General features: G+C 59.1%; 21 protein-coding genes. 11 read left to right on the top strand and 10 right to left on the bottom strand.

Annotation, left to right across the window (positions count from 1 at the left end; translation table 11 throughout):
* Positions 1-195: 195 nt before the first annotated feature.
* The 4 genes from dapB to KP699_RS02210 all read right to left on the bottom strand — a co-directional run bounded on the left by dapB (position 196) and on the right by KP699_RS02210 (position 5119).
* Positions 196-990, bottom strand: coding sequence for a 4-hydroxy-tetrahydrodipicolinate reductase (dapB, locus tag KP699_RS02225; RefSeq protein WP_215761464.1), 795 nt, complete (start codon positions 988-990; stop codon positions 196-198).
* A 103-nt stretch (positions 991-1093) separates the two neighbouring features.
* Positions 1094-2239 carry a molecular chaperone DnaJ gene (gene dnaJ, locus KP699_RS02220; RefSeq protein ID WP_215761463.1) on the bottom strand — a complete coding sequence of 382 codons (1146 nt, stop codon included), beginning with the start codon at positions 2237-2239 and terminating at the stop codon, positions 1094-1096.
* Positions 2240-2391: 152 nt separating this feature from the next.
* Positions 2392-4305, bottom strand: a complete 1914-nt coding sequence (gene dnaK, locus KP699_RS02215; protein ID WP_077930517.1) for a molecular chaperone DnaK — start codon at positions 4303-4305, stop codon at positions 2392-2394.
* 214 nt (positions 4306-4519) lie between these two features.
* On the bottom strand, positions 4520-5119 hold the full coding sequence (locus KP699_RS02210) for a nucleotide exchange factor GrpE (RefSeq protein WP_025826299.1): 600 nt from the start codon (positions 5117-5119) through the stop codon (positions 4520-4522).
* On the opposite strand from KP699_RS02210, the gene KP699_RS02205 reads away from it, so the two are divergent.
* From KP699_RS02205 to KP699_RS02195, 3 genes are read left to right on the top strand one after another with little or no spacing between them, the layout of a single operon-like run.
* Positions 5118-5279 (top strand): hypothetical protein, encoded by a 162-nt coding sequence (locus tag KP699_RS02205; RefSeq protein WP_157762963.1) that lies wholly within the window; start codon positions 5118-5120, stop codon positions 5277-5279. The two genes, KP699_RS02210 and KP699_RS02205, sit on opposite strands and share 2 nt — an antisense overlap.
* Before the next feature lie 38 nt (positions 5280-5317).
* The gene (locus KP699_RS02200) at positions 5318-6031 is read left to right on the top strand and encodes a response regulator transcription factor (protein ID WP_025826300.1); all 714 of its coding nucleotides are present in this window, start codon (positions 5318-5320) and stop codon (positions 6029-6031) included.
* Positions 6032-6040: 9 nt separating this feature from the next.
* On the top strand, positions 6041-7825 hold the full coding sequence (locus KP699_RS02195; RefSeq protein ID WP_212353911.1) for an ATP-binding protein: 1785 nt from the start codon (positions 6041-6043) through the stop codon (positions 7823-7825).
* Between the two features lie 63 nt (positions 7826-7888).
* On the opposite strand, the gene KP699_RS02190 is transcribed toward KP699_RS02195, so the two are convergent.
* Positions 7889-8320, bottom strand: coding sequence for a Rid family hydrolase (locus tag KP699_RS02190; protein ID WP_215761462.1), 432 nt, complete (start codon positions 8318-8320; stop codon positions 7889-7891).
* Positions 8321-8507: 187 nt separating this feature from the next.
* On the opposite strand from KP699_RS02190, the gene rapZ reads away from it, so the two are divergent.
* A complete protein-coding gene (rapZ, locus tag KP699_RS02185; protein WP_025826304.1) occupies positions 8508-9491 on the top strand; it encodes an RNase adapter RapZ in 984 nt (327 codons plus the stop codon).
* 187 nt (positions 9492-9678) lie between these two features.
* On the top strand, positions 9679-10989 hold the full coding sequence (locus KP699_RS02180) for a mechanosensitive ion channel family protein (protein ID WP_215761461.1): 1311 nt from the start codon (positions 9679-9681) through the stop codon (positions 10987-10989).
* 11 nt (positions 10990-11000) lie between these two features.
* Here KP699_RS02180 and KP699_RS02175 read toward each other — a convergent pair whose 3' ends face one another.
* Positions 11001-12041 carry a sulfate ABC transporter substrate-binding protein gene (locus KP699_RS02175; RefSeq protein ID WP_215761460.1) on the bottom strand — a complete coding sequence of 347 codons (1041 nt, stop codon included), beginning with the start codon at positions 12039-12041 and terminating at the stop codon, positions 11001-11003.
* A 383-nt stretch (positions 12042-12424) separates the two neighbouring features.
* Here KP699_RS02175 and KP699_RS02170 point away from each other — a divergent pair, with 383 nt between their 5' ends.
* A complete protein-coding gene (locus KP699_RS02170) occupies positions 12425-14167 on the top strand; it encodes an alginate export family protein (RefSeq protein WP_252346723.1) in 1743 nt (580 codons plus the stop codon).
* A 6-nt stretch (positions 14168-14173) separates the two neighbouring features.
* On the opposite strand, the gene KP699_RS02165 is transcribed toward KP699_RS02170, so the two are convergent.
* Positions 14174-14779: a YqgE/AlgH family protein gene (locus tag KP699_RS02165; protein ID WP_035373701.1), complete on the bottom strand. Its 606-nt coding sequence runs from the start codon at positions 14777-14779 to the stop codon at positions 14174-14176.
* Positions 14780-14867: 88 nt separating this feature from the next.
* Between KP699_RS02165 and KP699_RS02160 the strand changes: the two genes are divergently transcribed.
* Both KP699_RS02160 and KP699_RS02155 read left to right on the top strand, forming a co-directional pair.
* A complete protein-coding gene (locus KP699_RS02160) occupies positions 14868-15764 on the top strand; it encodes a polyphosphate kinase 2 family protein (RefSeq protein WP_077930520.1) in 897 nt (298 codons plus the stop codon).
* Between the two features lie 14 nt (positions 15765-15778).
* The gene (locus KP699_RS02155; RefSeq protein ID WP_215761459.1) at positions 15779-16276 is read left to right on the top strand and encodes a DUF3465 domain-containing protein; all 498 of its coding nucleotides are present in this window, start codon (positions 15779-15781) and stop codon (positions 16274-16276) included.
* 189 nt (positions 16277-16465) lie between these two features.
* On the opposite strand, the gene clpA is transcribed toward KP699_RS02155, so the two are convergent.
* The gene (gene clpA / locus KP699_RS02150; protein ID WP_077930521.1) at positions 16466-18811 is read right to left on the bottom strand and encodes an ATP-dependent Clp protease ATP-binding subunit ClpA; all 2346 of its coding nucleotides are present in this window, start codon (positions 18809-18811) and stop codon (positions 16466-16468) included.
* A gap of 153 nt (positions 18812-18964) precedes the next feature.
* On the bottom strand, positions 18965-19345 hold the full coding sequence (gene clpS, locus KP699_RS02145; RefSeq protein ID WP_025826315.1) for an ATP-dependent Clp protease adapter ClpS: 381 nt from the start codon (positions 19343-19345) through the stop codon (positions 18965-18967).
* 278 nt (positions 19346-19623) lie between these two features.
* Between clpS and KP699_RS02140 the strand changes: the two genes are divergently transcribed.
* From KP699_RS02140 to ggt, 3 genes are all read left to right on the top strand, one after another.
* On the top strand, positions 19624-20802 hold the full coding sequence (locus KP699_RS02140; protein WP_374196857.1) for a D-alanyl-D-alanine carboxypeptidase family protein: 1179 nt from the start codon (positions 19624-19626) through the stop codon (positions 20800-20802).
* A gap of 113 nt (positions 20803-20915) precedes the next feature.
* Positions 20916-21716 carry a type I methionyl aminopeptidase gene (gene map, locus KP699_RS02135; protein ID WP_077930523.1) on the top strand — a complete coding sequence of 267 codons (801 nt, stop codon included), beginning with the start codon at positions 20916-20918 and terminating at the stop codon, positions 21714-21716.
* A 5-nt stretch (positions 21717-21721) separates the two neighbouring features.
* A complete protein-coding gene (gene ggt / locus KP699_RS02130) occupies positions 21722-23533 on the top strand; it encodes a gamma-glutamyltransferase (protein ID WP_212358590.1) in 1812 nt (603 codons plus the stop codon).
* 170 nt (positions 23534-23703) lie between these two features.
* Here the strand turns inward: ggt and KP699_RS02125 are convergent, their stop codons facing one another.
* On the bottom strand, positions 23704-24753 hold the full coding sequence (locus KP699_RS02125) for a lysine-2,3-aminomutase-like protein (protein WP_215761458.1): 1050 nt from the start codon (positions 24751-24753) through the stop codon (positions 23704-23706).
* Between the last annotated feature and the right edge of the window lie 12 nt (positions 24754-24765).

The raw sequence follows: 24765 nt of genomic DNA, 5'->3' as shown, positions 1-24765 counted from the left end.
ATGGTCAAGTGTATTGCGGCTATGCAGCCATCCGGAGCAGTTTTCTGCGGGCCTGCTACCGGGCTTTTACCCGCATCCGGCCGGGGCCACGTTGCGCGCGCGGACCGCAGAATTCAGCCTTTTACAACCGGATAACCCAAAAAACCACGATTGCAAGCGTGTATAAAGAGGCTGTTCAAAAAAAATGATACCCGGTCAGCACGGGGGCAGCCCGAGCACTTCTTCCATCCCGTAATAACCCGCCGCACGGGTGCGCAGCCAGAGCGCCGCCCGGACAGCACCCGTCGCGAACACACGGCGGTCAAATGCACGATGCGTCAGCGTAATCTGCTCATCCGCCGAGGTGAACAGGACCTCATGTTCCCCAACAATCTGTCCGCCCCGCAGAGCGGCAAACCCGATAGCGCCCGGTTTACGCGGGCCGGTATGGCCGTCGCGCCCGCTCTCCTTCACATCCGCCAGCACCACGCCGCGGCCTTTTGCCACAGCCTCACCAATGGCCAGCGCGGTGCCGGACGGCGCATCCACTTTCTGCCGGTGATGCATATCCACAATCTCGGCGTCATAAGACTCGGCGGGGAGCGCCTGCCCCATCATCTGCGCCAGACGCCGCACAAGCGTGACACCGGCGGAAAAATTAGCAGCGTGGACAATCCCGATTTTTTCCGCTGCCTGATGGACCGCTGCCTGCTGCGCATCGGACAGGCCCGTCGTCCCGAGGACCCATGCCGTGCCATGGTTTGACAGAGCCTGAGCGTGCGGAATGACCGTATCGGCGTGCGTAAAGTCAATAACCACATCGCTCACCGCGGCAAGACCCGCCATATCCGGGAACAGAGCCAGTCCCTCCGGCAGGCCCGCCGCTCTGGCCTGATCCCGCGCCGTGCCCCCGGCCAGAACAGCCCCGGCGGCCTGCACCTCTTCCACCAGCAGGCGGCCCACACGGCCGGTAATGCCTGCAATGCCGATACGCAGCCCATGCTCTGTCATGTGGAGGGTTCCTTATTCTTTACAGACGTCGTCATACCAGAAAGCCGGACACACAGGGTGCCCGGCTTTTGCAAAAACCATCAGGACTGATGCAGACCCCGCATCACCCTTTATTTTCGAAAAAATCCCGCACCCGCGCAAAGAACCCCGTATGTTCCGGGCTGCCCTTTACGTTCTCACCGGCTTCCTTCTCAAACTCTTCCAGCAGCTCTTTCTGGCGTTTGTTCAGGTGCTGGGGGGTTTCCACCGTCACCTGAATATACATATCACCCCGTGCGCTGGAACGCAGGACGGAGAAGCCTTTCCCGCGCAGGCGGAAATGTGCGCCTGTCTGGGTTCCGGCCGGAATTTTGACCTTGGCACGGTTCCCGTCAATCACCGGCACTTCAATTTCCGTACCCAGAGCCGCCTGCCCCATGCGAAGCGGCACGCGGCAATAGATATTCGCGCCATCCCGCTGGAAAAGACCATGTTCTGAAACAGAAACATGCACATAGAGGTCACCCGCAGGCACGCCCTGCCCGCCGGACTCGCCCTCGCCGGTAATACGGATACGGGTGCCATCCTCAACCCCGGCCGGGATCTGCACGGCAAGCGTGCGCTCTTTCTCGACCGTCCCTTCCCCGTGGCAGGCCTTACAGGGGTCTTTCACAACTCGCCCGGCACCGTGGCAGGTGGGGCACGGCCGTTCCACCACAAAGAAGCCCTGCTGCGCCCGGACCTTCCCGGCACCATGGCAGCTCGGGCAGGTTTCCACACCGGACTCGCCTGCGTTAGAGCCCGTGCCGTGGCAGGAGTCACACGCCACACGCGTGATGATTTTTACGTCTTTTTTGACGCCGGTGAAGGCTTCTTCCAGCGTGATTTCAACATGGGTCTGGATATCGTTACCCGTGCGGGCACGGCCACCGCCACGGCGGCCACCCATCATATCGCCAAACATCTGCTCGAAGATGTCGCCCAGACCGCCACCGCCGCCAAAACCGTTGAAGTCAAAGCCACCCGGACCACCGCCGCCGTTTTCAAAGGCAGCATGGCCAAACCGGTCATAGGCCGCGCGCTTCTGTTCATCTTTCAGAACATCATACGCCTGATTGATTTCTTTGAATTTTGCTTCAGCAGCTTCATCTCCGGGGTTACGGTCCGGATGGTACTTCATGGCCAGCTTACGATAAGCCTTCTTGAGTTCATCGGATGAAACCGTCCGGGTAACTTCAAGGATTTCGTAATAGTCAATTTTGGTGGCCATGGACGTCCTCTTGCAGGGGGCTGCCTTTTACAAAAGCGCAGCAGATGTCTGAAATGACAAACGGCGCCCGCCTTCCAGGAAGCGCGGACGCCGGAGAAAAAAGCCGGTGCCACCGTGCGTTACACACAGTGGCGCCGTTTAACAGCGTCCGATCAGGACTTTTTGTCGTTCACGTCTTCAAAGTCCGCATCGACGATTTTTTCGTCGTTCGGCTTGGCACCAGCGGCACCGGCCTCTCCTTCCGGAGCGCCTTCACCAGCCTGACCAGCTTTGTAAACGGCTTCACCCACCTTCATGGCAGCCTGCGTCAGACGATCGCTGGCAGTCTTGATGGCTTCAGCATCCGTGCCTTCCAGAGCGGACTTCACCGCAGCGATTGCACTTTCAGCTTCCGTCTTGTCCGCAGCCGGAACTTTATCACCGGATTCAGACAGAGACTTTTCGACCTGATGCACGAGGCTTTCCGCATTGTTACGGACTTCAACCTGCTCACGCTTGGCTTTATCGGCTTCAGCATTCGCTTCAGCGTCTTTCACCATTTTTTCGATATCGCTATCGGACAGACCACCAGACGCCTGAATTTTGATCTGCTGTTCTTTACCGGTCGCCTTGTCTTTAGCAGACACGGACACAATGCCGTTGGCGTCGATATCAAACGTCACTTCAATCTGCGGCACACCACGCGGCGCCGGAGCAATCCCCGTCAGGTCGAAGTTCCCCAGCAGCTTGTTATCAGCCGCCATTTCACGTTCGCCCTGATAGACCTTAATGGTCACAGCGTTCTGGTTATCTTCCGCCGTGGAGAAGGTCTGGCTCTTCTTCGTCGGGATCGTCGTGTTACGGTCGATCAGACGGGTGAAGACACCTCCCAGCGTTTCAATACCCAGAGACAGCGGCGTTACGTCCAGAAGCAGAACGTCTTTCACATCACCCTTCAGAACGGCACCCTGAATAGCGGCACCAATGGCCACTACTTCATCCGGGTTCACGTTACGGGCCGGATCTTTGCCGAAGAATTCCTTAACGGCGTCGATCACCTTCGGCATACGGGTCATACCACCGACAAGGATGACTTCATCCACTTCGGAAGCAGACACGCCAGCGTCTTTCAGAGCAGCTTTACAGGGTTCCAGCGTGCGCTGGATCAGATCATCAACAAGGCTTTCCAGCTTTGCACGGGTCAGCTTCAGCACCAGATGCTTCGGACCGGAGGCATCAGCGGTGATGAACGGCAGGTTGATTTCCGTTTCCTTGGAGGAAGACAGTTCGATCTTTGCTTTTTCAGCCGCTTCCTTCAGGCGCTGGAGAGCCAGCTTGTCGGAACGCAGATCAATGCCCTGCTCACGCTTAAACTCGTCAGCCAGATAGCTGATGATACGGTTATCGAAGTCTTCACCACCCAGGAACGTATCCCCGTTGGTGGATTTCACTTCAATCACGCCGTCAGAAATTTCCAGAACGGAAACGTCGAACGTGCCGCCACCAAGGTCATACACAGCCACCGTGCCACCGCTTTTCTTTTCCATGCCATAAGCAAGGGCAGCAGCCGTCGGTTCGTTGATGATACGCAGGACTTCAAGACCAGCAATACGGCCTGCATCTTTGGTGGCCTGACGCTGGGCATCGTTAAAGTAAGCCGGAACCGTGATCACGGCCTGCGTCACTTTTTCACCAAGGTACGCCTCGGCGGTTTCTTTCATTTTACCCAGAACGAAAGCGGAAATCTGGGAGGGGGCATAGCCTTTGCCGCGCGCCTCAACCCATGCATCCCCATTGTCACCTTTGACAATGGCGTAGGGCACCATTTCCTTGTCTTTCTGGACGGTCGGATCGTCATACCGGCGGCCAATCAGACGCTTTACGGCATAAAGCGTGTTGGTCGGGTTGGTAACAGCCTGACGCTTTGCAGCCTGCCCGACCAGCATTTCACCGCCTTCAGTGAATGCGACCATGGACGGCGTTGTGCGTGCGCCTTCGCTGTTTTCAATAACGCGGTTTTCATTCCCTTCGCGCACTGCAACGCAGGAGTTGGTCGTGCCGAGGTCAATACCGATAACTTTGCTCATGTCTGCTCCTTTAAGCGACCCTGTCTGGCCCGAAGCACCGGACGGGGTCCTATCTCTTCCGGCCTGCTTTCACTCTGAAAACCGGCCGTGAATGTTAAGTCAGATGTATGGTGCTCCAAAACCTCTTTCAAGGCCCGGACACCGGACGGGAAACAATTTTTTCCGTATCCCGCCCCATGCCGGAGCACCCTGCCCCGGAGTTTCCGCTCCGGGCTTATTCTCCGGCCTTGGCCACCACCACCATGGCCGGTTTCAGCAGGCGGCCATGCAGGGTCCATGTGGGGGTCCAGGCCTGCATGACAGTCCCCGGCGCGTGTTCGGCGCTGGGCTGTTCCGCCATAGCCTGATGCAGGTTGGCGTCAAACACCTTGCCGGACGGATCATCACACTTGATGCCGTGGCGTTCCAGAATAGAGACAAAAGACCGTTCGGTGCTTTCAATCCCTTCCCGCATTTTGGTGATCACCGTGTCTTCACCCTCCTGCGGCGCGGGCAGGCTGGTGAGGGCGCGGCGCAGGTTTTCAGCGGCTTCCACCACATCGCGCGCAAATTTCTGCACGGCATACTGGCGGGCATCGTCCACTTCACGCTTGGCGCGGGCACGCAGATTCTGGTTTTCAGCTTCGGAACGCAGCCACTTTTCTTTCAGCTCGGCAGCCTCCTGCTCAAGCTCGGCAATGCGCTGCTCTGCGGGGGACTGGGCTGTGGCCTGTTCTGCCCCGGCTTCGGCGGCGTCCTGAGGCGGGGTGACATGGTCGGGCGCAGCCGTTGCGGCCTGCGTCTCAACCTGTGTGGGGTCTGTGTGTTGGGTCATGTCTGAAGAAGTAAGCAACGAGACGGGACGCGACAAGACCCGCAACGCCTGCCATGCTGATTTTGCAACCAATTTTACAACCACGCCGGAACGTGTTCAAAAATTGGACAAACTGAAAACCGTTGCCCGTAGCGCACCGGCACTGATGCGCGTATGCTGAAGGGCTTGCGCTGACCGCGAGGAAGGAAAACGCACACCATGGCAGACCGCACCAAGCAGACGATTGCTCTGGTTGATGACGACCGTAATATTCTGACATCGGTCCAGATGACTCTGGAGGCGGAAGGGTTTCACGTCCGCACGTATACAGATGGCGAATCGGCTTTACAGGGGCTGACAGCCTACCCGGTTGATCTGGCTGTGCTGGACATCAAGATGCCCCGCATGGATGGCATGGAACTGTTGCAGCGCCTGCGCGCCCGCTCCCATCTGCCGGTGATCTTCCTTTCCTCCAAGGATGAGGAAGTTGACCAGCTGATGGGCTTGCGCCTTGGCGCGGATGACTACATCACCAAACCCTTCTCCCAGCGGCTGTTACTGGAACGTATCCGCGCCCTGCTGCGCCGTAATGAGGCCAGCCGCGCGGAAGCCAGCGGCACGCCCGCGGGCGGTGCGCTGGTGCGTGGCGCGCTGTCTCTGGATGAGCTGCGCCATAAATGTACATGGAACGGAGAAGATGTTCCGCTGACGGTAACGGAGTTCCTGCTGGTCAAGACCCTCGCCATGCGTCCCGGTCTGGTCAAATCACGCGACCAGCTGATTGATGCCGCCTATGGGGATACGGTGTATGTGGATGACCGCACCATCGACAGTCACATCAAACGTGTGCGGAAAAAATTCCGGCAGGTGGATGATAATTTCAACCAGATTGAAACCCTGTACGGCATTGGCTACCGCTATAAAGAAGACTGAGCCCGGCGCATGACCAGCCGGAAACGCATTTCTGTTTCTTCCACATTGTCCTCCGGGCTGCGGCGCATCCGCATTCCCGGTCAGACCCCGCGTAAGGGCGGAGTGGAAGCCACAGCTGCCTATGAGGCCTCCCGCACACGGCTGATTTCCCCCCTGATGCGGCGCATCATGCTGGTGAATGTGCTGCCGCTGGTGCTGCTGGCCATTACCATGCTGTTCCTCAATCAGTTCCGGAACAGCCTGCTGGCCACGGAAGTGACCGGCCTGCGGGAACAGGCCCGGATCTATGCGGGCGCACTCGGCCAGATTGCCGTGCGCAGCACGCGCCTGAAAGGCACCGGGCCGGACGGCTTTACGCTGGAATCAACCCTCGCACGCCCCCTTCTCCTGCGCCTGACGGAACCAAGCCCCAACGCGCATGCCCGTCTGTTTGGTCCGGACGGTCAGGTTCTGGCCGATAATCTGACAGATCTTCAGGAAACCGCGCCCGCCCCCCATGCAGACCAGCAGGGACGCGCCGAGGACCATCGGCCACCGCCGTTCCGGCACAGGCACGCCTCACCCGGCCTTTATGAGCGGATTCTGACATGGCTATGGAGCCCGCACAGTTCCGGCATTGTCACGCTGGATACGGATGAAGCGGATGTTCCCGCGGACCCTGCGCGCCCGACCGATGCCAACAGCCCCTTCCCGCGCCCCCCGCCGGAAGCGCCGCCTTATATCCGGCGTACCGCCAACGGACGGCTGATTATTACGGTTGCTGAGCCGGTGATTCATGAAGGCCGGACAGTTGGCATCATCCAGCTTACCCGCGCGGCTTCTCAGGTTGACCGGGCGCTGTTTGCCATCCGCTCCTCCATTCTCTCCCTGTTCCTGATGGTGCTGGTCATTACCGTGCTGCTCTCATGGTATCTGTCCCTCACCATTGCACGCCCGCTGCTACGGCTGGCGGCGTCAGCGCAGATCATGCGGGACTCATCGGGCCGCACCGGCACCGTACCCGCGCGCCTGCTGGCCCGGCGCGATGAAATTGGTGATCTGGCGCGGGCCCTTCAGGCCAGTGCGCAGGCTCTGTGGAAACGCATGGACGCCATTGAACGGTTTGCCGCTGATGTCAGCCACGAAATCAAAAACCCGCTTTCCTCCATCCGCTCTGCTATTGAGACGCTGCTGCGCATTGAGGACCTCAACCAGAAGCGCCGCCTGCTGACCATTATCAATGATGATGTGCTGCGTCTGGACCGCCTGATTACCGATATTTCTGACGCAAGCCGACTGGATGCGGAAATGTCCCGTGCGCAGACGGAAGCGATTTCAATCGTGCCGCTGCTCTCCGTGCTGGCGGAAATCCATCAGGCCACCCGTAAGGAGGGCGAGCCAATTATCCTCACGCATAGTGAGGGTGACTCTCCGGACCATCCGCTCCGCGTTCTGGCTGTGGAAGATCGTCTGGTGCAGGTGCTGCGCAACCTGATTGGCAACGCCATTTCCTTCTCGCCTCCTAATGGCCGCATCCTGCTGGAAGCTGTACCGGCGGGAAATATGGTGGCGCTCTCCGTGTCTGATGAAGGGCCGGGGATTCCTCAGGCCAAACTCGATTCCATTTTTGACCGTTTTTATTCAGAGCGTCCCAAGGAAGAGCATTTTGGCCAGCATTCCGGTCTGGGCCTGTCGATCAGCCGCCAGATTGTGGATGCGCTGCACGGAACCATTTCCGTGGAAAACCGGCATGATGCGGAAGGCCATGTGGCCGGGGCACGCTTTACAGTGCGCCTGCCGCGCGTGATGGCCTGACAGAGCGCCTGACTGCCAGACGTGTCGAGGACGCGGCACAATGGGGGGAACGGGCGGTCGGCGTCAGGCCTGATCCGGCTCGACACCCAGTTCAAACTCGATTTTGACGTGTGGGTTGGAAAATTTTCTGACCCACATCAGCGTTACAGACGGCGAGATGGACGAAAAAACATGCCGCAACGTGGGGAAGCACGAGGGAAAATCCCGCGTGTCGGACACAAGATACGTCACCCGCGTCACATCCTGCATGGAATAGCCATAATCAGCCAGCAAGGTAGCACCTGCTTCCAGAGCGGTGCGGCACTGCTCTGCAATCGTCTCGCCTTCCGGCCGGGGTGCACATAAGCCGGAAATTCTGATCCCGCCAGCGGTGCGGTCTACTCTGGCGTGCTGTCCAGACCGGTGGTCTGCACTGTTTTGAACGATATTGCCCATGACCGCAAAGCATAGTGCCGTGCGCGCATGGACGGCAAATTTCTCTTTCGTAACAAACAAATAGCATCTGATCTGCTATAGTCCATCGCTTTTGCGCCATGCCACCTGCAGGCATCCCTGTATGGTTGTATGTTGCGAAATGATGGCTGAGCAGAGCATAATGCATCTGCAAAAGTCAGGGAAAAGCTTTATATCTGGCCCCTGACGAGTCCAGAAGCGTCACGACACTGAAGGGGATACAGCTGTAATGCGCACGGTGGATGATACCCTTGTCCCACGCCGCATCCTGCTGGTCTCTGGCCTGTCCGGTGCCGGGAAGTCTTCCATTCTGCGGATTCTGGAAGATCTGGACCACGAAGTTATTGATAATCCCCCGCTTGGCATGCTCGACGATATTGTGGCCAGAGCAGAGCGCCCGGTTGCCATCGGGGTCGATTCCCGCACCCGTGGGTTTGATGCGTCCGCCGTGCTGGAAGCCATTGCCCGCCTGCGCATGAACCCTCACCTGCGGGTGGAGCTGATTTACGCTACAGCGGAAGAAAGTGTTCTGCTGCGCCGCTACACGGCCACGCGCCGCCGCCACCCGCTGGCACTTCACGGCAGCATTAAAGAAGGCATTGAGGAAGAAACCGCCCTGACCGCCCCGCTCCGTGCGGCAGCGGATCTGGTGATTGATACCTCCGACATGCCGCCGCCGGAGCTGCGCCAGTTTGTGGAAAGCCGCTTCAGCCCGTGGGAAGGCGCTGCGGGAGAAGGGCTGACTGTGGCCCTCATGTCCTTCGCCTATCCCGCCGGTCTGCCGCGTGAGGCCGATATTGTTCTGGATGCGCGCTTCCTGAGAAATCCGCATTATGACCCAGCTCTGGCACCCAAAACCGGGCTGGATGCGGACGTTGCGGCCTATGTTGCGGAAGATCGGGATTATCTGCCGTTTCTGAACCAGATTCATAGCCTGCTTCAGCTCGTCCTGCCGCGTTTTGTGCAGGAAGGCAAAAAATATGCTACCATTGCCATTGGGTGCTCAGGGGGCCGCCACCGGTCTGTCACACTGGTGGAAGCTCTGGCCAGACGCCTGTCCGCGCCGGACGGCATGGGCAGCTTTGAAGGATCGGGCCAGTGGCCCATCATGATCATGCACCGGGAACTTGCCCGGCTTGGTCTGGGGTCCTGGCAGTGGGCCCGCAGGCCCGCTGAACCTGCTTCAACAGAACCGGTCAATCCGGTTTCCTGACCTGCCCCGGCGCATCCCGCGCCAGCCTTCGGGGCCGCGTCCCGCATCTGCCGGACACGTCTCACAGAACCCATCCGCGCATCATGCGTCTTTTCTGTCAGGAAACGCGCACGGCATTTTCACGCAACCGCCCCTCTGCGGGGCTGGCGGCGTTCATCATGTTGCCAAGGATAATTTTTTTCTTTTCATGTCTATTTCAGAAACAGCCCTGACACATGATCCTTTTGCCAGAACACTCCAGAACCATCTGACCCCAACGGTCACTTTTTTCCGGAGCTGGCTGAGCTGGCTGCCTGCGTCGCTTGTGTCCCTGCTGGTGCTGTTTCTTGTCGGGCTGGTGGCGGCCATCCTGAGCAGACTGGTGACGGACCGCATCCTCATGCGCATCCCCGGTGCGCGGCGTGGCGCGTTTGTACGGTCTCTTACCAGGTCTCTCCGCCGCCCCGTCCGGCTGACAGTGGTCATTATGGCTATGGGGCTTGCCCTCCCCGCCTGCGGCCTGCACGGGGACCTGCTGGACAGTGTGACCCACCTGCTGCTGATGACGTTTGTCGCCGTGATGGGATACGGCACCATTGTAACGGTCCGGCTGATTTCAGACGCTTATTTATCCCGCTTTTCAGAAACGGATCAGGATGATGATATTCTGGCCCGCAAACACGCCACACAGGTCCGCCTGTTGCGGCGCGCGGCTGAAATTCTGATCGGCACGCTGACAGTCAGCGCGGAACTCATGACGTTTGAGCCGGTGCGGGAATATGGGCTGAGTCTGTTTGCGTCAGCCGGTGCGGCCTCACTGATTGTCGGTCTGGCCGCCCGCCCCATTCTGGCCAACCTGTTTGCCGGTGTGCAGATTGCCATGACGCAGCCCATCCGCATGGGGGATCTGATTGCGTTTCAGGGGGACTGGACATGGGTGGAGGAAATTACATCCACCTATGTTGTGCTGCGCTCATGGGACTGGCGGCGGCGCATTGTGCCCATTGCCTATTTTCTGGACACACCGTTTGAAAACTGGACCTACAATTCGGCGGAGCTGATTGGCGCGGTTTATCTGTATGTGGATTACCGCGCCCCCATGGACCGCCTGCGCAGCAAACTGGAAGACATTGTGCGCGCCTGCCCGCAATGGACGGGCAAAGATTTCAGCGCACAGGTCGCGGACTGTAATGACCAGACGATGATGATCCGTGTGACCGCTAGTGCCCGCACTGCCATCCGGAGCTGGGACCTGCGTTGTGAAATCCGGGAAAAAATCATCCAGTGGATGTGTGAGGAATGTCCGGAGGCCCTGCCCCGCAACCGGTTTGCACTGGCTCCGGTGGGCAACGGGGAGCAGCAACCCGCCATTCCGTTCACGTCCGCCACCAGCGCGCCCGGCAGCCTGCCTTATGGTCCGTTTAACGCGCCTCCGGCATGGGCGTCCGCTGCCGCACCGGCGGGACGAGCCATGCCGGACATGCCCCCTCCGCCGCCTTCCGCGTTCAGGCCGTTATAAGCGGGCTGCTCTCAGCCCTGATAAATCTGGTCGAACACGCCACCTTCACTAAAGTGCTTTTTCTGGACGGCCGCCCAGCCGCCCAGACTGGCAATATCGAACGTGTCCACCTTTGGAAACTGCGCCGCACTGGCCGCAGCCACCGCCGGGTCAACCGGCCGGAAGTAATGTTTCGCGCCGATCTTCTGCCCCTCGGGTGAGAACAGGAAGTCCACATAGGCCTGTGCCTGTGCCTGCGTGCCATGTTTGGCAACATTGCTGTCCACCACGGCCACGGGCGGTTCCGCCAGAATGGTCAGCTTCGGCACAACAAGATCAAACCGGTCCGGCCCGATGTCTTTTGCCGCCAGCAGGGCTTCATCCTCCCACGCCAGCAGCACATCCCCCAGCCCCCGCTGCACAAAGCTGTTTGTTGCCCCACGCGCGCCGGTATCCAGAACCGGCACATGGCTGAACAGGGCTTTCAGATAAGCGCGCGCCGTATCCTCAGAGCCACCGGGCTGCCGCAGCGCCCAGCCCCAGGCGGCCAGATAGTTCCACCGTGCCCCACCAGACGTCTTGGGGTTGGGGGTGACGACTTTGACATCATCACGCACCAGATCACTCCAGTCCTGTATCTTTTTAGGGTTCCCCTTCCGCACGAGGAAAACAATCGTGCTGGTATAGGGTGTGGAATTATGCGGCAGACGCTTCTGCCAGTCCGCCGCCAGCAGGCCGTGCTGCGCGAGAATATCCACGTCATACGCAAGCCCCAGACTCACGATATCCGCCGGAGCGCCTTCCAGCACGGATCGCGCCTGTGCGCCTGACCCCCCGTTGGACGTTCTGACAAACACAGACTCGCCCGGATGGGCTTTGGCCCAGACTGCGGCGAACGCGCGGTTAATTTCCGCATAGAGTTCGCGCGTCGGGTCGTAGGACACATTGAGCAACTGGGCCGTGGCGGCGGAAGAGGCTGAACCAAGCAGGCCTCCGCCCGCGACAAGCCCACCGGCCAGAGAGGCGGCCCCCAGAAAGGCGCGCCGGGACAGAAGGGGGGATTTATAGGTCATGCCAACTCTCCATTATGCCTGATACCGTGCCCTTACCTCAGCGGAGGTCCGTGGCAGGGTATCCTCATTTCTTTAATTCACGATATCATGCGCGCTAATTTTCAGGACTTCAATATACATTTTATTTCGTTTTTTATTCTTCACGTTTTTGCGTCCGTTACCCATGCGCGCTTCCCCCGGAAAACCCGTGTTTCCCTTTATTTTTTAGATGGGTGATCTGTCCAGCTCTGCCGCTTTCAGGTCCGAAAATTTAATACGATATTTTATCGTTTCCTATATTGCGATTTTTATCGTGTTATGTTTAATTTACAAAATACGAATTTATTTCGTGCTTAAAAAATTCTCTCACTCCCGGCTTTTCCCGCTTTTTTCTGGACAGTCTCATGGGTCACCTCAGCTCTCGCGCCACGTTCGCCCGCATCCCGGGCCTGAACCGCACCCTCTTACTGGCTTCCGCTCTGGTGTCCTCCGCCCTGCCGCTGTCCTGTGCCAGAGCAGAACAGGGGGTGGCGTCTCCCGCCGCGCCACGCTCGCCCTCTGTTTATCTGCCGACTGACCATGAACATATTCTGGTTAAGCCCGCAGCCACGCAGCCACCGCCCCCGTTGCCGCCTGTGGTTCTGTACCCTCATGCAACGCCTGTGGGGCAGCCTGTGCGGACAACCGGCGTGCAGGGCCGCGTATCCGGCCACCAGTATGACTGGGGTGTCTTCAACCGTGGGAACGGAGAAGCCGCAGGTTTTGGCCCGGTTGGAGAATATGGTGTCGCCCCGTGGGCGGAAGACTGGAGCCGCCTGCGTGACAAATCAAAACGGAAAGACCCGTTTGATCTGATCAAATATATCGGCCTGAATGAAAGTGGCTCAATCTGGCTTAGCTTTTCAGGAGAAACCCGCCTGAGAAACTGGTTTGAAACCCGCCCCAATCTGGGCACGCAGCATAATAACGATTCCGGACGTTTTGGCGTGCGCAACCTGTATGGCGCGGATCTGCATCTCGGGTCACACGTCCGTCTGTTCGGGCAACTGATCAACGCGGACGCCGGGGGCTGGAACGGCTACGGCTATGGCAGCACCTACCGCAAACGCCTTGATGCCCAGCAGGCGTTTATCGAGACAAAATGGTCCATGCTCGGGGCTAAAAGCGGCTTCATGTTCGGGCGGCAGCAGTTTCTGGATGCTCCCTCCTACATGCTCTACAACCGGGAAACCCCGAACGTACCGCTCTCATGGAACGGGTTCCGCGCCTATATGGTCTGGCCACGCATCCGCATTGATGGCTGGGATTTTGTCCAGACCAATGACAGCCAGAACAAAATGTTCCATGACACGGAAAACTATAATACCCGCCTCTATGGTTTCAACATGACATGGGCGCCGCCTGACGGGCGCTTTATGGGCGACAGATACAACTCCTTTCTGGATGTTTTTTATGTGGGCTACAAACTCTCCGGGTCCTCCGGGGCGATTGCCACCGCCAAAGGCAACCAGAACGGCTCCAACACCCGCAACAATTTTGGCGTGCGCTGGCATGGCATTGCCGGTCCGTTTGAATTTTCTCTTGGCGGCATCTGGCAGGGCGGTGTTTTCAAATACGCCAAAACCAACCAGTCCCGTAACGTGAACGCCTATGCGCTCAACACACTGGTCGGGTACCGTATCCCGCATGACCGCTTTCACACGTTCGCTGGGTTGCAGACAGATGTGTATTCCGGCGGCAATGCCCGCAAAACATCCGGGGCTATTGGCACCTATATCTCGCCCTTCAACCCCCAGACCAACTATCTGGACACCACGACGTATATGACGGGGTCAAACCTGATCAGCGTCGCGCCGCTGGTGCGGGCGACGTTCTTCAAATCCCTCAGCTTTCAGGTCAAATACCCGCTGTTCTGGCGCTACAGCCCGAATGACCCGGTTTACAAATCTTCCGGCTCCTACAGCTTTCCCTACCAGTTCAAGGGCAAATTTGTGGGAATGGCCCCGCAGGCCTCGCTCGCCTGGCAGATCAACCGGCATCTGTCCTGGACGCAATATGTCTCCCGCTTCATGACGTCCAGCGCCCTTAACCGGGCTGGGGGGTCAAGCGGCACCTATTATCAGTCCAACTTCGTTTTTCGTTTTTAAGCCGCGTCAGGCGTGGCCGGCGCGCCCGGTCAGCCTGATAGGGTCAATATTGATTGAGGCCAGAGCCTGCCGCCATTTGGCCGCGTGATCATGCCCGAACACAATCTCACGGCTGGCAGGGGCCAGCAGCCAGGCATCATGCTGGAAAATTTCTTCTTCCAGTTGCCCGGCCTCCCAGCTTGCATGGCCCATGGCCAGCAGGGCATCCTGCGGGCCACCGCCTCCGGCAATCTCCTTCAGCACATCCATACTGGCTGTGAGCGTGGCCGATCCTGTGACCGGCATACTGCCCTCGCCCCGCCAGTCGGAAGAATGCAGCACAAAGCCGCGCCCCTCCTCCAGCGGCCCGCCCGCACACAGGCCCAGCCGCCGCAAAGGGGGAGACGGCGGAATTTCCAGTTGCTCCAGCAGGTCTTCAAACCCCGGTTTGGGCAGACGGCGGTTGATAACCAGCCCCATCGCCCCCTCACCCGAGGCATGCGCGCAAAGATATATGACACTTCTGTCAAAAGGCGTTACGCTGAGGGCTGGCGTTGCCACCAGAAGCAGGCCGGTTAACGTCCCGCCGGGGCGGACAGAGCGTTCAAGTAGGGAAACATGCGGAAAAGCCATAGGCTCGATATGTGGTCCCCGCGTTTTTTTAGCAACCTCTGCCTTCACACCTGCCATACGGCAGGAAAGAGAATGAAGAAGCAAAACGATGAATAAACTCGCCAAATTCCTGCGCGCTCTGGACAGCTACCACGTCACCGACGGGGACAAATTCGACCTCAGCAAATGCAACCCGGATGATGATGGTGATCTGGGCCTGACCAAGGAAGATGGTGCAAAACTGCTGAAAGACGTGAAGGAGCAGTTACAGGACCTGCAGGACCTGCTTTACGCCAACCAGACAAGTTCCGTGCTCATTATCCTGCAGGGGATGGACGCCGCTGGTAAGGATGGCACCATCAAACACGTCATGTCTGGGGTCAATCCGCAGGGCGTTTCCGTGACCTCCTTCAAACAGCCCGGCCCGGCGGAACTCCAGCACGGGTTTTTATGGCGTATTCATGCCGCCGCCCCGCAGGTCGGGCGCATCGCCATTTTCAACCGCAGCCATTATGAGGATGTGCTTGTCACCCGCGTCCATCCTGAAATTCTGGAACGCGAGCATCTTCCCGGCCCGGTCAACACGCCGGAATTCTGGAAAGGCCGTTACAGCGATATCCGCCATCTGGAACATTATCTGAACCGGCAGGGGACGATTGTGCTGAAATTCTTCCTGCATATTTCCAGAGAAGAACAGCGCGAGCGCCTGCTGGAGCGGCTGAATGTTCCTGAAAAACGCTGGAAATTCTCCCCGGCAGATATCCACGAACGTGAATACTGGGACGACTATACAAAGGCTTATCAGGACGCCATTGCCGAGACCGCGCGCCCGCATGCCCCGTGGATTGTGGTGCCTGCCAACCATAAATGGTATGCCCGGCTTGTCGTGATTGGGGCGATTATCCGCGCTCTGAAGGCACTGGGCCAGACAGAACCCAAGCCTGCGCCGGAAGTCACCCAGTCCCTTGATGATTATCGCGCCCGCCTGATGGCGGAAAAGAAATAAAAGGTCTGTCCCTGATGATGGCATATTCCCGCCTGCTCCTCGCCGCGCTGCTGCTTGCAGGACTGAGCAGCCTGACACACCCGGCGCAGGCCCGTGGCTGGCATGATGAGAGGGCTGACGTCCCTCAGACAGTGTCTGCCACCTGTGACAATCAGGATTTTCTGTCCAAACAGCTCGCATATGAAAATGGCGGGGCAAAAGCGGATACGCCTGTACATATCTGCGGCAAAGTCATTGCCGTCAGCCCAAACGCCAAACGCACGCGCAGCGGCTGGCATGGGTATTTTTACGTTGCGGTAAGCCCCTCCGTCTCAATCCGCATTGTCTCGGGTCTGGATGAAATGCACGCCCCGGCCTGGCCGTGGGTCGCCAAGGGGGATCAGGTCGATGTGGTCGGGCGCTATTACTACGATTCCATCCGGCGTCAGGGAGTGGACTGGACCCACCACGGCACTGGCCGCTCCTGGCATGTGCCGGGCTACGTGACGGTGAATGGCACAAAGTACGATTAACTCTTTTAAAAAAAGTCCTGCCTGCATCAGGCGGTCTTTCTTACAAAAGCGGGCAGGTTGTTCCTTGCCTGCAAACTTTTAAACCCAAAACAAACGGCCAGTCTGGATAACCAGACTGGCCGTTCTGCTGTGTCCCTGTCGACTAGTCCTGCCCGCTGAGCGACGGATCAGGAGCGAGGAAAACGCCCGTTAGTCGGCGGCTTCCTCTTCGCGTTCGTTACCGCGCTCGTCTTCTTTTGCGCTGCCGGGCACTTTGCTCGGCAGGATATCGAACACAAGGGCGTCGTTCTTCAGACCGATTTTTACAGCGCCACCTTTGGTCAGTTTGCCAAACAGCAGTTCTTCCGCCAGCGGTTTTTTGATGAACTCCTGAATGACACGCCCCAGCGGACGTGCGCCATACAGCCGGTCATACCCACGCTCTGCCAGCCACTCCTTGGCGGCGGAAGACAGTTCGATCGTCACGTTGCGGTCCGCAAGCTGCGCTTCAAGCTGAAGCACAAACTTCTCAACCACGCAGCCCACAGTTTCCGGCGTGAGGTTGGCAAACGGGATAATGGCGTCCAGACGGTTGCGGAATTCCGGGGTAAACAGGCGTTTGATCGCCTCTTCATCTTCCCCGATCCGCGCATCCCGGCCAAAACCAATGGCTTCCTTGCTGAGGTCAGCCGCCCCGGCATTGGTCGTCATGATCAGGATGACATTCCGGAAATCAACCGTCTTGCCGTTATGATCCGTCAGCCTCCCGTGGTCCATCACCTGCAACAGCACGTTGTAGAGGTCCGGGTGGGCCTTCTCAATTTCGTCCAGCAGCAGAACCGCGTGCGGATGCTGGTCAATCGCGTCCGTCAGCAGACCGCCCTGATCAAACCCGACATACCCCGGAGGCGCCCCCAGCAGGCGGGAGATAGAGTGCCGCTCCATATATTCGGACATATCAAAACGGATCAGCTCAATCCCCAGCGTGGTGGACAACTGGCGCGCCACCTCGGTTTTCCCCACACCTGTCGGCCCGGAGAAGAGATAGTTACCAATCGGCTTTTCAGGGTCACGCAGGCCAGCGCGGGAAAGTTTGATGGCAGCGGAAAGCGTATCGATCGCCTGATCCTGCCCGAACACCATGCCCTTGAGGTCACGCTCAAGAGACCGTAGCACTTCCTTATCATCCGCCGAGATGCTTTTGGGCGGAATACGGGCAATGCGGGCAATGATATCTTCCACATCCTTCAGGTTGACGGTTTTACGCCGCCGCCCTTCCGGCTGAAGCATCCGGGACGCCCCCACCTCATCAATCACGTCAATCGCCTTATCGGGCAGCTTGCGGTCATGAATATATTTGGCGGACAGTTCCACGGCCCCACGGATCGCATCATCCGTGTAGCGCACCTTATGGTGTTTTTCGTAGCTGCTCTTCAGCCCGCGCAGGATTTTGACGGCATCATCCACACTCGGTTCCGGCACATCAATCTTCTGGAACCGGCGCACCAGAGCACGGTCCTTTTCAAAATGCTGGCGGAATTCCTTATAGGTTGTGGAGCCAATGCAGCGCAGCGTGCCCGCAGCCAGAGCAGGCTTGAGCAGGTTGGAAGCATCCATCGCGCCGCCGGATGTCGCACCAGCCCCGATCACGGTATGGATTTCATCAATAAACAGGATGCCGTGCGGGTCCTGATCCAGCTCTGTCACCACAGCTTTCAGGCGTTCTTCAAAATCCCCGCGGTAGCGGGTGCCAGCCAGCAACGCGCCCATATCCAGAGAATAGATGGTGGACTGCAACAGCACTTCCGGCACGTTACCTTCCACAATGCGGCGGGCCAGACCTTCGGCAATGGCGGTCTTCCCCACACCCGGGTCCCCCACATAAAGCGGGTTGTTCTTGGTGCGGCGGCACAGAATCTGGATCGTGCGCTCAATTTCCTCATCCCGCCCGATCAGCGGATCAACCTTACCGGCTTCCGCCTTGGTGTTCAGGTTGACGCAATAGGTGGAGAGCGCGTCCTGATTTTTCTGGGTGCGGCTTTCCCCACGCTCCGCGTCCTCGCCTTTTTCAGGCCCCGGCGTGCTGTTACTGCCTGTTACAGGGCGGCGTGTTGAACGATCCGGTGCCTTTGCAATGCCGTGAGACAGGAAGTTGACGGCATCAAGCCGCGTCATGTCCTGCAATTGCAGGAAGTAGACGGCATGGCTTTCACGCTCGGCAAACAGCGCGACAAGCACATTCGCCCCTGTCACTTCATCCCGCCCGGTGGACTGGACATGAATAGCCGCACGCTGAATGACGCGCTGGAACGCGGCTGTGGGTTTGGGTTCGGTCGGGCGGTCCGAGGCCAGCCCGGCCAGATCCTTATCAAGAAAACCTGTGAGATCGGTACGCAGGCGTTCAAGATCAACACCACACGCCCGGAACACCGTTACGGCGTCCGCATCATCAACCAGGGCAAGCAGCAGATGCTCCAGCGTGGCATATTCATGATGCCGCTCCCCGGCCAGAATAAGCGCCCGATGTAGCGTCTGCTCAAGATTGCGTGACAACATGACGAGACGCTCCTTTCCCCCGATGCCCAGAGTGCGGTGACTATGACCGCCACCGCGTCTGGTACCTTCACATCATATTTGGCTGCTTTGCGAGGAATTGCGAGTCACAACTGCACAAAAAATGGCATGTGTGCTTTTTCTGCTGCTCCGCACTCAGTCCTTTTCAAGTGTGCATTGCAGGGGGTGCTGGTTCTGCCGGGCCAGATCCATCACCTGCGTGACTTTTGTCTCGGCCACTTCATAGGTGAAAACGCCGCATACCCCCACGCCGCGTTTGTGCACGTTGAGCATGATGCTGGTGGCTTCATCCCGAGTCTTCTGAAAAAACCGCTCCAGCACATGCACGACGAATTCCATCGGCGTGTAATCATCATTCAGCATCAGAACTTTATACATGGCCGGTTTGCGGGTTTTGGGGCGCGCACGCACCACCACGCCCACATCATTCAGATCATCGCCCGAATCGGCCCCTCCTGCATCACGCCGGGAGGGCCCGTTACCCGCATGCAGGACTGAAAAATGACGCGATACCATCGGGCTAGAACTCCGGCTCCGGTTTCTGACAGAAAAAATCATGCCACATCATATTGGTATTCCCCTGAGGGATGGAAGAGGCTTAGGGGCTGACAATCGTTCCAAAATCAAGACAATACCGGGGCAAATGCCTTATTTATGCCACATGCCAGACTGACATTTCACGCAGAATACCCCCGCGCCAGAGTCCGGAGTCTCCAGATTTCTTATAGACGCGGTCTTATTATCTGAAGTACCACACTTAAATATCCTGAAGAAGAACCAGGTAGGATCGCGCAGTGTCAGACAGTTACGCAGCAGGAGACGGGACAGGCCGCCGCAAACAGGCTGGAATTTCACACAAACGCCGCTCCGGGCTGCGCAAATGGGCTGGCCTGCTTGCTGGCGTGGCACTGGGCAGCTTTGCAACGCAGCGCGCAGCGCACGCACAGTATGCCGGGCAGCTCAGCTCCATTGTGATGGATGCCAGAACAGGCGCCGTTCTCTCTCAGGACGATCCGGACCTGCGCCGCTACCCTGCCAGCCTGACAAAACTGATGACGCTGTATATGGCGTTCTCCGCCTTGCGCGCTGGTACCATTACGCTTGATCAGACAATCCCTGTCTCCATTCATGCGTCTACTATGGAACCCTCCAAACTCGGTCTGGTTCCCGGCTCCCGCCTTACGGTCGAGCAGGCCATGCTGGCTCTGGTGACAAAATCCGCCAATGATGCCGCCTGCGCGCTGGGTGAGTTTCTGGGTGGCGGCAGTGAGCCGCAGTTTGCCGCCATGATGACGCAGCAGGCCCGCGCACTGGGCATGAGCAACACCACCTTCCGTAACGCCTCCGGCCTGCCGGACCCGGACCAGCTCACCACCGCGCGGGATCTGGCCGTGCTGGCCCGCCATATCGTGACGGACTTTCCCGAGGATTATCACTATTTCTCGGTGGCGGCGTTCCGCTTCCACGGGCGCATGATCCCCAACCATAACCCCATGCTGAAGGCCTATGTCGGGGCTGATGGCATGAAGACGGGCTATACGCAGGAAGCAGGCCGCAACCTCGTCACCTCCGCTATCCGCAATAATGTGCGGCTGGTTGGTGTGGTGCTGGGCGCTTCCTCCAATGTGCAGCGCACGCTGGCCATGGCCGACCAGCTTGACCGCGGGTTTGATGCGGAAGGCGTGGCCCCGGTTGCGCGTCCGCTGGTGCTGGCCCGCAACACCGTCTCCCCCCGCCATACGCGCGGTGGCCGCGTGATCATGCTGGCAGCAGCCTCCTCCCGCCATGCGCCGATGGAAGTGGCGGAAGCCCCGGCAGGCCGCCGCACCACGCTGCGGCATGGCCACCGCTACGTGCTGGCAACTCCGGTTGCCGGCGGGCATCATATCCGCCTGATCGGCGCAAAGGTTCGTCCCGCTACGGCCACAACACATCGGGCGCGTGCTGGCCATACCTCACGTAATCATACCTGATTTTTCTCTAAATAACCCGCTTCCCTCCCGGAAGCGGGTTGCCTTTACTGCGCCCTGACTCCATTTTGCACCTCTCTTTAAAACGAGAGCTGTATCAATAAGGGAGTCTCAGCATGGCGGGCAGGAACGGCATTGTTCTGCATAACGAACAGGATTTTGTGGGCCTGCGCGCCGCGGGACGCCTTGCGGCCGCCACACTGGATATGATCACCCCCTACGTCAAACCCGGCGTCACCACAGGGGAGCTTGACCGCATTATTCATGAGTACACGCTGGAACACGGCGCCATTCCGGCCCCGCTGAACTATCGCGGCTTCCCTAAATCCTGCTGTATTTCCATCAATCATGTGGTCTGCCACGGTATTCCGGGGGAAAAAACCCTTCAGGAAGGGGATATCGTCAATATTGACGTCACCTCCATTGTGGATGGCTGGTATGGTGACAACAGCCGGATGTACACCGTTGGCAAAGTGCCCATCAAAGCCGCAAAACTGGTGCAGACAACTTATGACTGCCTGATGCGCGCCATTGATGTTGTGCGTCCGGGCGCTACTCTTGGCGATATCGGCCATGCCATTCAGACACTGGCTGAAAAACATCGCTATTCCATTGTGGAAGATTTCTGCGGGCACGGGATCGGTCGTACCTTCCATGCAGAACCTACTGTTCTGCACTTCGGCAAACCCGGCGAGGGCATGAAGCTGAAAGCCGGGATGGTGTTTACCATTGAACCGATGCTCAATCTCGGCAAAGCTGACGTGAAAATTCTCGATGATGGCTGGACGGCCGTCACACGGGACCGGTCTTTGTCCGCACAGTTCGAGCATATGCTGGGCGTGACAGAAACCGGGTGTGAGATCTTCACCCTCTCCCCCGCTGGCTACACCTGCCCGCCCTACCCGACTGAAAGCTGAGCCCTATGCCTGTTCTGCCTGACCGCACCCTCTCTGCCCTGCGTTCCGCCGCACTGGTTTTGCTGGCCTGTGGCGCAGGCAGTCTGCCCACTCTGTCCTTTGCCGCAGCCCCGCAGGCCGCCGATGCGCCAGACCCGCTGGCCTACGGCACCAGCCAGCCGGAAGGCCTGCCTCCCCTCGCCCCCACGCCGGGGCAGCATGGGATGGCCGTTTCCGCGCAGAAGCTGGCGTCTCAGGTCGGGGCGCGTATTCTGGCACAGGGTGGCAACGCGGCGGATGCGGCCGTTGCCATGGGCTATGCTCTGGCGGTTGTTTATCCTGCTGCCGGGAATATTGGCGGCGGCGGCTTCATGCTGCTGCGCGCACCGGGCAAACAGGCGATCTTTATCGATTTCCGGGAAAAAGCTCCCGCAGCCGCCCGCGCCGATATGTATCTGGACGCCAAAGGCAATGTTATCCCGGATCTGTCCGTCACCGGCTGGAAGGCCGTTGCTGTGCCGGGCACCGTGGCGGGGCTGGACAGTGTTCACCAGAAATGGGGGCATCTCTCCCGCAAGGCCGTCATGGCTCCGGCCATTGCTCTGGCACGGGATGGCTTTGTGCTGGAGGAGGGAGACGTCGCCCTCCTGAACACCTCAACCGCAGCGTTCCGGGCCGATCCGTTCGCCCGCTCCATTTTTCTGCGGCCTGATGGCGCCCCCCTTCAGGTCGGGGACCGTCTGGTGCAGAAGGACCTTGCCCGGTCTCTGGAACAGATTGAGCAGCATGGGCCGGATGCCTTTTATAAAGGCCCGATCATGCAGGCGATTGTTGCGGAGTCCCGCAAGAATGGCGGCCTGCTCCAGCCAGCAGACTTTGCCAGCTATGCCCCGCGTGAACTTGCGCCCCTCAGCTGCGCCTATCGGGGCTTTCAGGTTGAAACCGCGCCGCCTCCCAGCGGCGGCGGCATCGCGCTGTGCGAAATTCTGGACATTCTCTCTGGCTATGACATGCACGCACTGGGTCTGCACACGGCTCCGGCCCTGCATTATGAGCTGGAAGCCATGCGCCATGCCTATTCTGACCGGCGTGACCTCGGGGACCCGGCTTTTGTAAAAAACCCGGTGGCCCATCTGCTGGACCCGGCTTATGCCGCCGCCGTGCGCGCGCATATTCCAACGGATACAACGGTGCCCTCCAGCACGTTGCAGCCGGGGGACAGCACACCGGAAAAGCATGAAACGACCCAGTTTTCCGTAATTGATAAAGATGGATTTGCCATCTCCACCACCTACACGCTAAACGGCTGGTTCGGCGCAAAGGTGATTGGCGGCAATACCGGCATCTTCATGAATGACGAAATGGACGATTTCTCCGCCAAACCCGGCTCCGCCAACATGTTTGGCATTGTCGGCAGTGCGGCCAACGCCATTGCACCGGGCAAGACGCCTCTTTCCTCCATGTCTCCCACCATTCTCTCACGCGATGGCAAACCGGTGATGGTTATTGGCAGCCCTGGCGGTTCCCGTATCCCCACCATCGTTCTGTCCGTGGTTCTGGGCGTGGTGGATTACGGGCTGGATATCCAGCAGGCCATTGACCTGCCGCGCCTGCACCAGCAGTGGCTGCCCGAAGCGGTGGAAGTGGAGAGCGGCGCGGTCTCCCCCGATGTGCAAAAAACACTGGAGCATGAAGGCTATCAGTTTTCACCCCACGCGCCGTGGGGCATGCCGGAAGGGATTCTGGTCGGCGGTCCGCGTCTGGGTGAAAAAGGGAGCGCCCGTTATTATGGCGGGTATGACCGCAGGCACCCCGGCGGTGGCGCAGTCGGGGAATAATTTCTTCCCACCCAGCAAAGCGGCGCTCCTCTCCGGAGCGTCGCTTTTTTTATGTCTGTGGACTTGTATGTCTGTGAGCAGATACTGGTGACCATCTCCCCCCCCCACCAGACTGGTGTCTCCCGCATGGTCACGACCGCCCGATGGACCTGTGGCCTTCTCCGAACGCCTTATAAACGCTGTAAATGATGCAGCCGCCCCTCCGGGTCCCGCACCTGCAACGCGCCATCCACATAGTCCGGGCCAAGCGGCACCTTGCCGTAGCCGCCGGGAATATCCAGCACATACGTGGGCCATGCGAGCCCCGTAACGCGCCCGCGCAGGCCAGCCAGAAGCCGCTGCCCTTCTTCCACCGGCACATGGAAGCGCGCGGTGCCGGGGGCCGGGTCAAGCTGATGCAGGTAATAAGGACGCATCCGTACTTCCACCATGCTCCGGAACAGGTCTTCCAGCGCCTGCTCACTATCATTCACGCCGCGCAGCAACACGGACTGGCCCAGCAGCGGCACGCCACGCCGCACAAGGCGCTTCAGGCAGGTGCGTGCTGCCTCAGACATTTCCCGCGCATGATTGATATGGACGGCCATCCACAACGCCTTGTCCGTCTCCAGCATATCCAGCAACGCATCCGTCACACGCTCCGGGGCGGCAACCGGCACCCGCGTATGCAGACGAATGGTGGTGACATGCGGCATAGCGGACAGCGCCGCAATAATCTGACCAAGCCTGCGCGGGGAAAGCATCAGCGGGTCTCCCCCCGTCAGAATCACTTCCCGGATTGCGGGATGCGCCCGCAGCCAGTCCAGCGCCACCTCCAGCGCGGCATCATCCAGCACACCACCACCCGGCCCCACATGCTCACGCCGGAAACAGAAGCGGCAATAAAGCGGGCAGACCAGCAGGGGCTTGAGCAAAGCGCGGTCCGCGTATCGATGCACAATGCCCGGCACCGGGGAGAGCGCATCATCCCCTATCGGGTCGGACCGTTCTTCCGGCGTGACCAGCAGTTCCTCCGGCGAGGGAATAACCTGTATGCCAATCGGGTCGTCCGGCTGTTCAATCAGGTCCAGAAATGCCGGGGGAATGGCGGTGGCATAGTCCTGCGCCACGGCGGCCAGCGCCTCTCTCTGCTCAGGCGGAACCAGCCCTGCGGCAATCAGATCCTCAGGAGTGCGCAGCAGCCTGCGCGCGGATGAAGGGGGGTTGACCGGATGAGACATGTCACGGCTCTA

It is taken from the genome of Acetobacter sp. P1H12_c (assembly GCF_018811975.1).
Taxonomy (GTDB): Bacteria; Pseudomonadota; Alphaproteobacteria; order Acetobacterales; family Acetobacteraceae; genus Acetobacter; species Acetobacter persici.
Note: the sequence above shows the minus strand (reverse complement) of the source record. Positions and strands in the feature narration are given on the sequence as shown.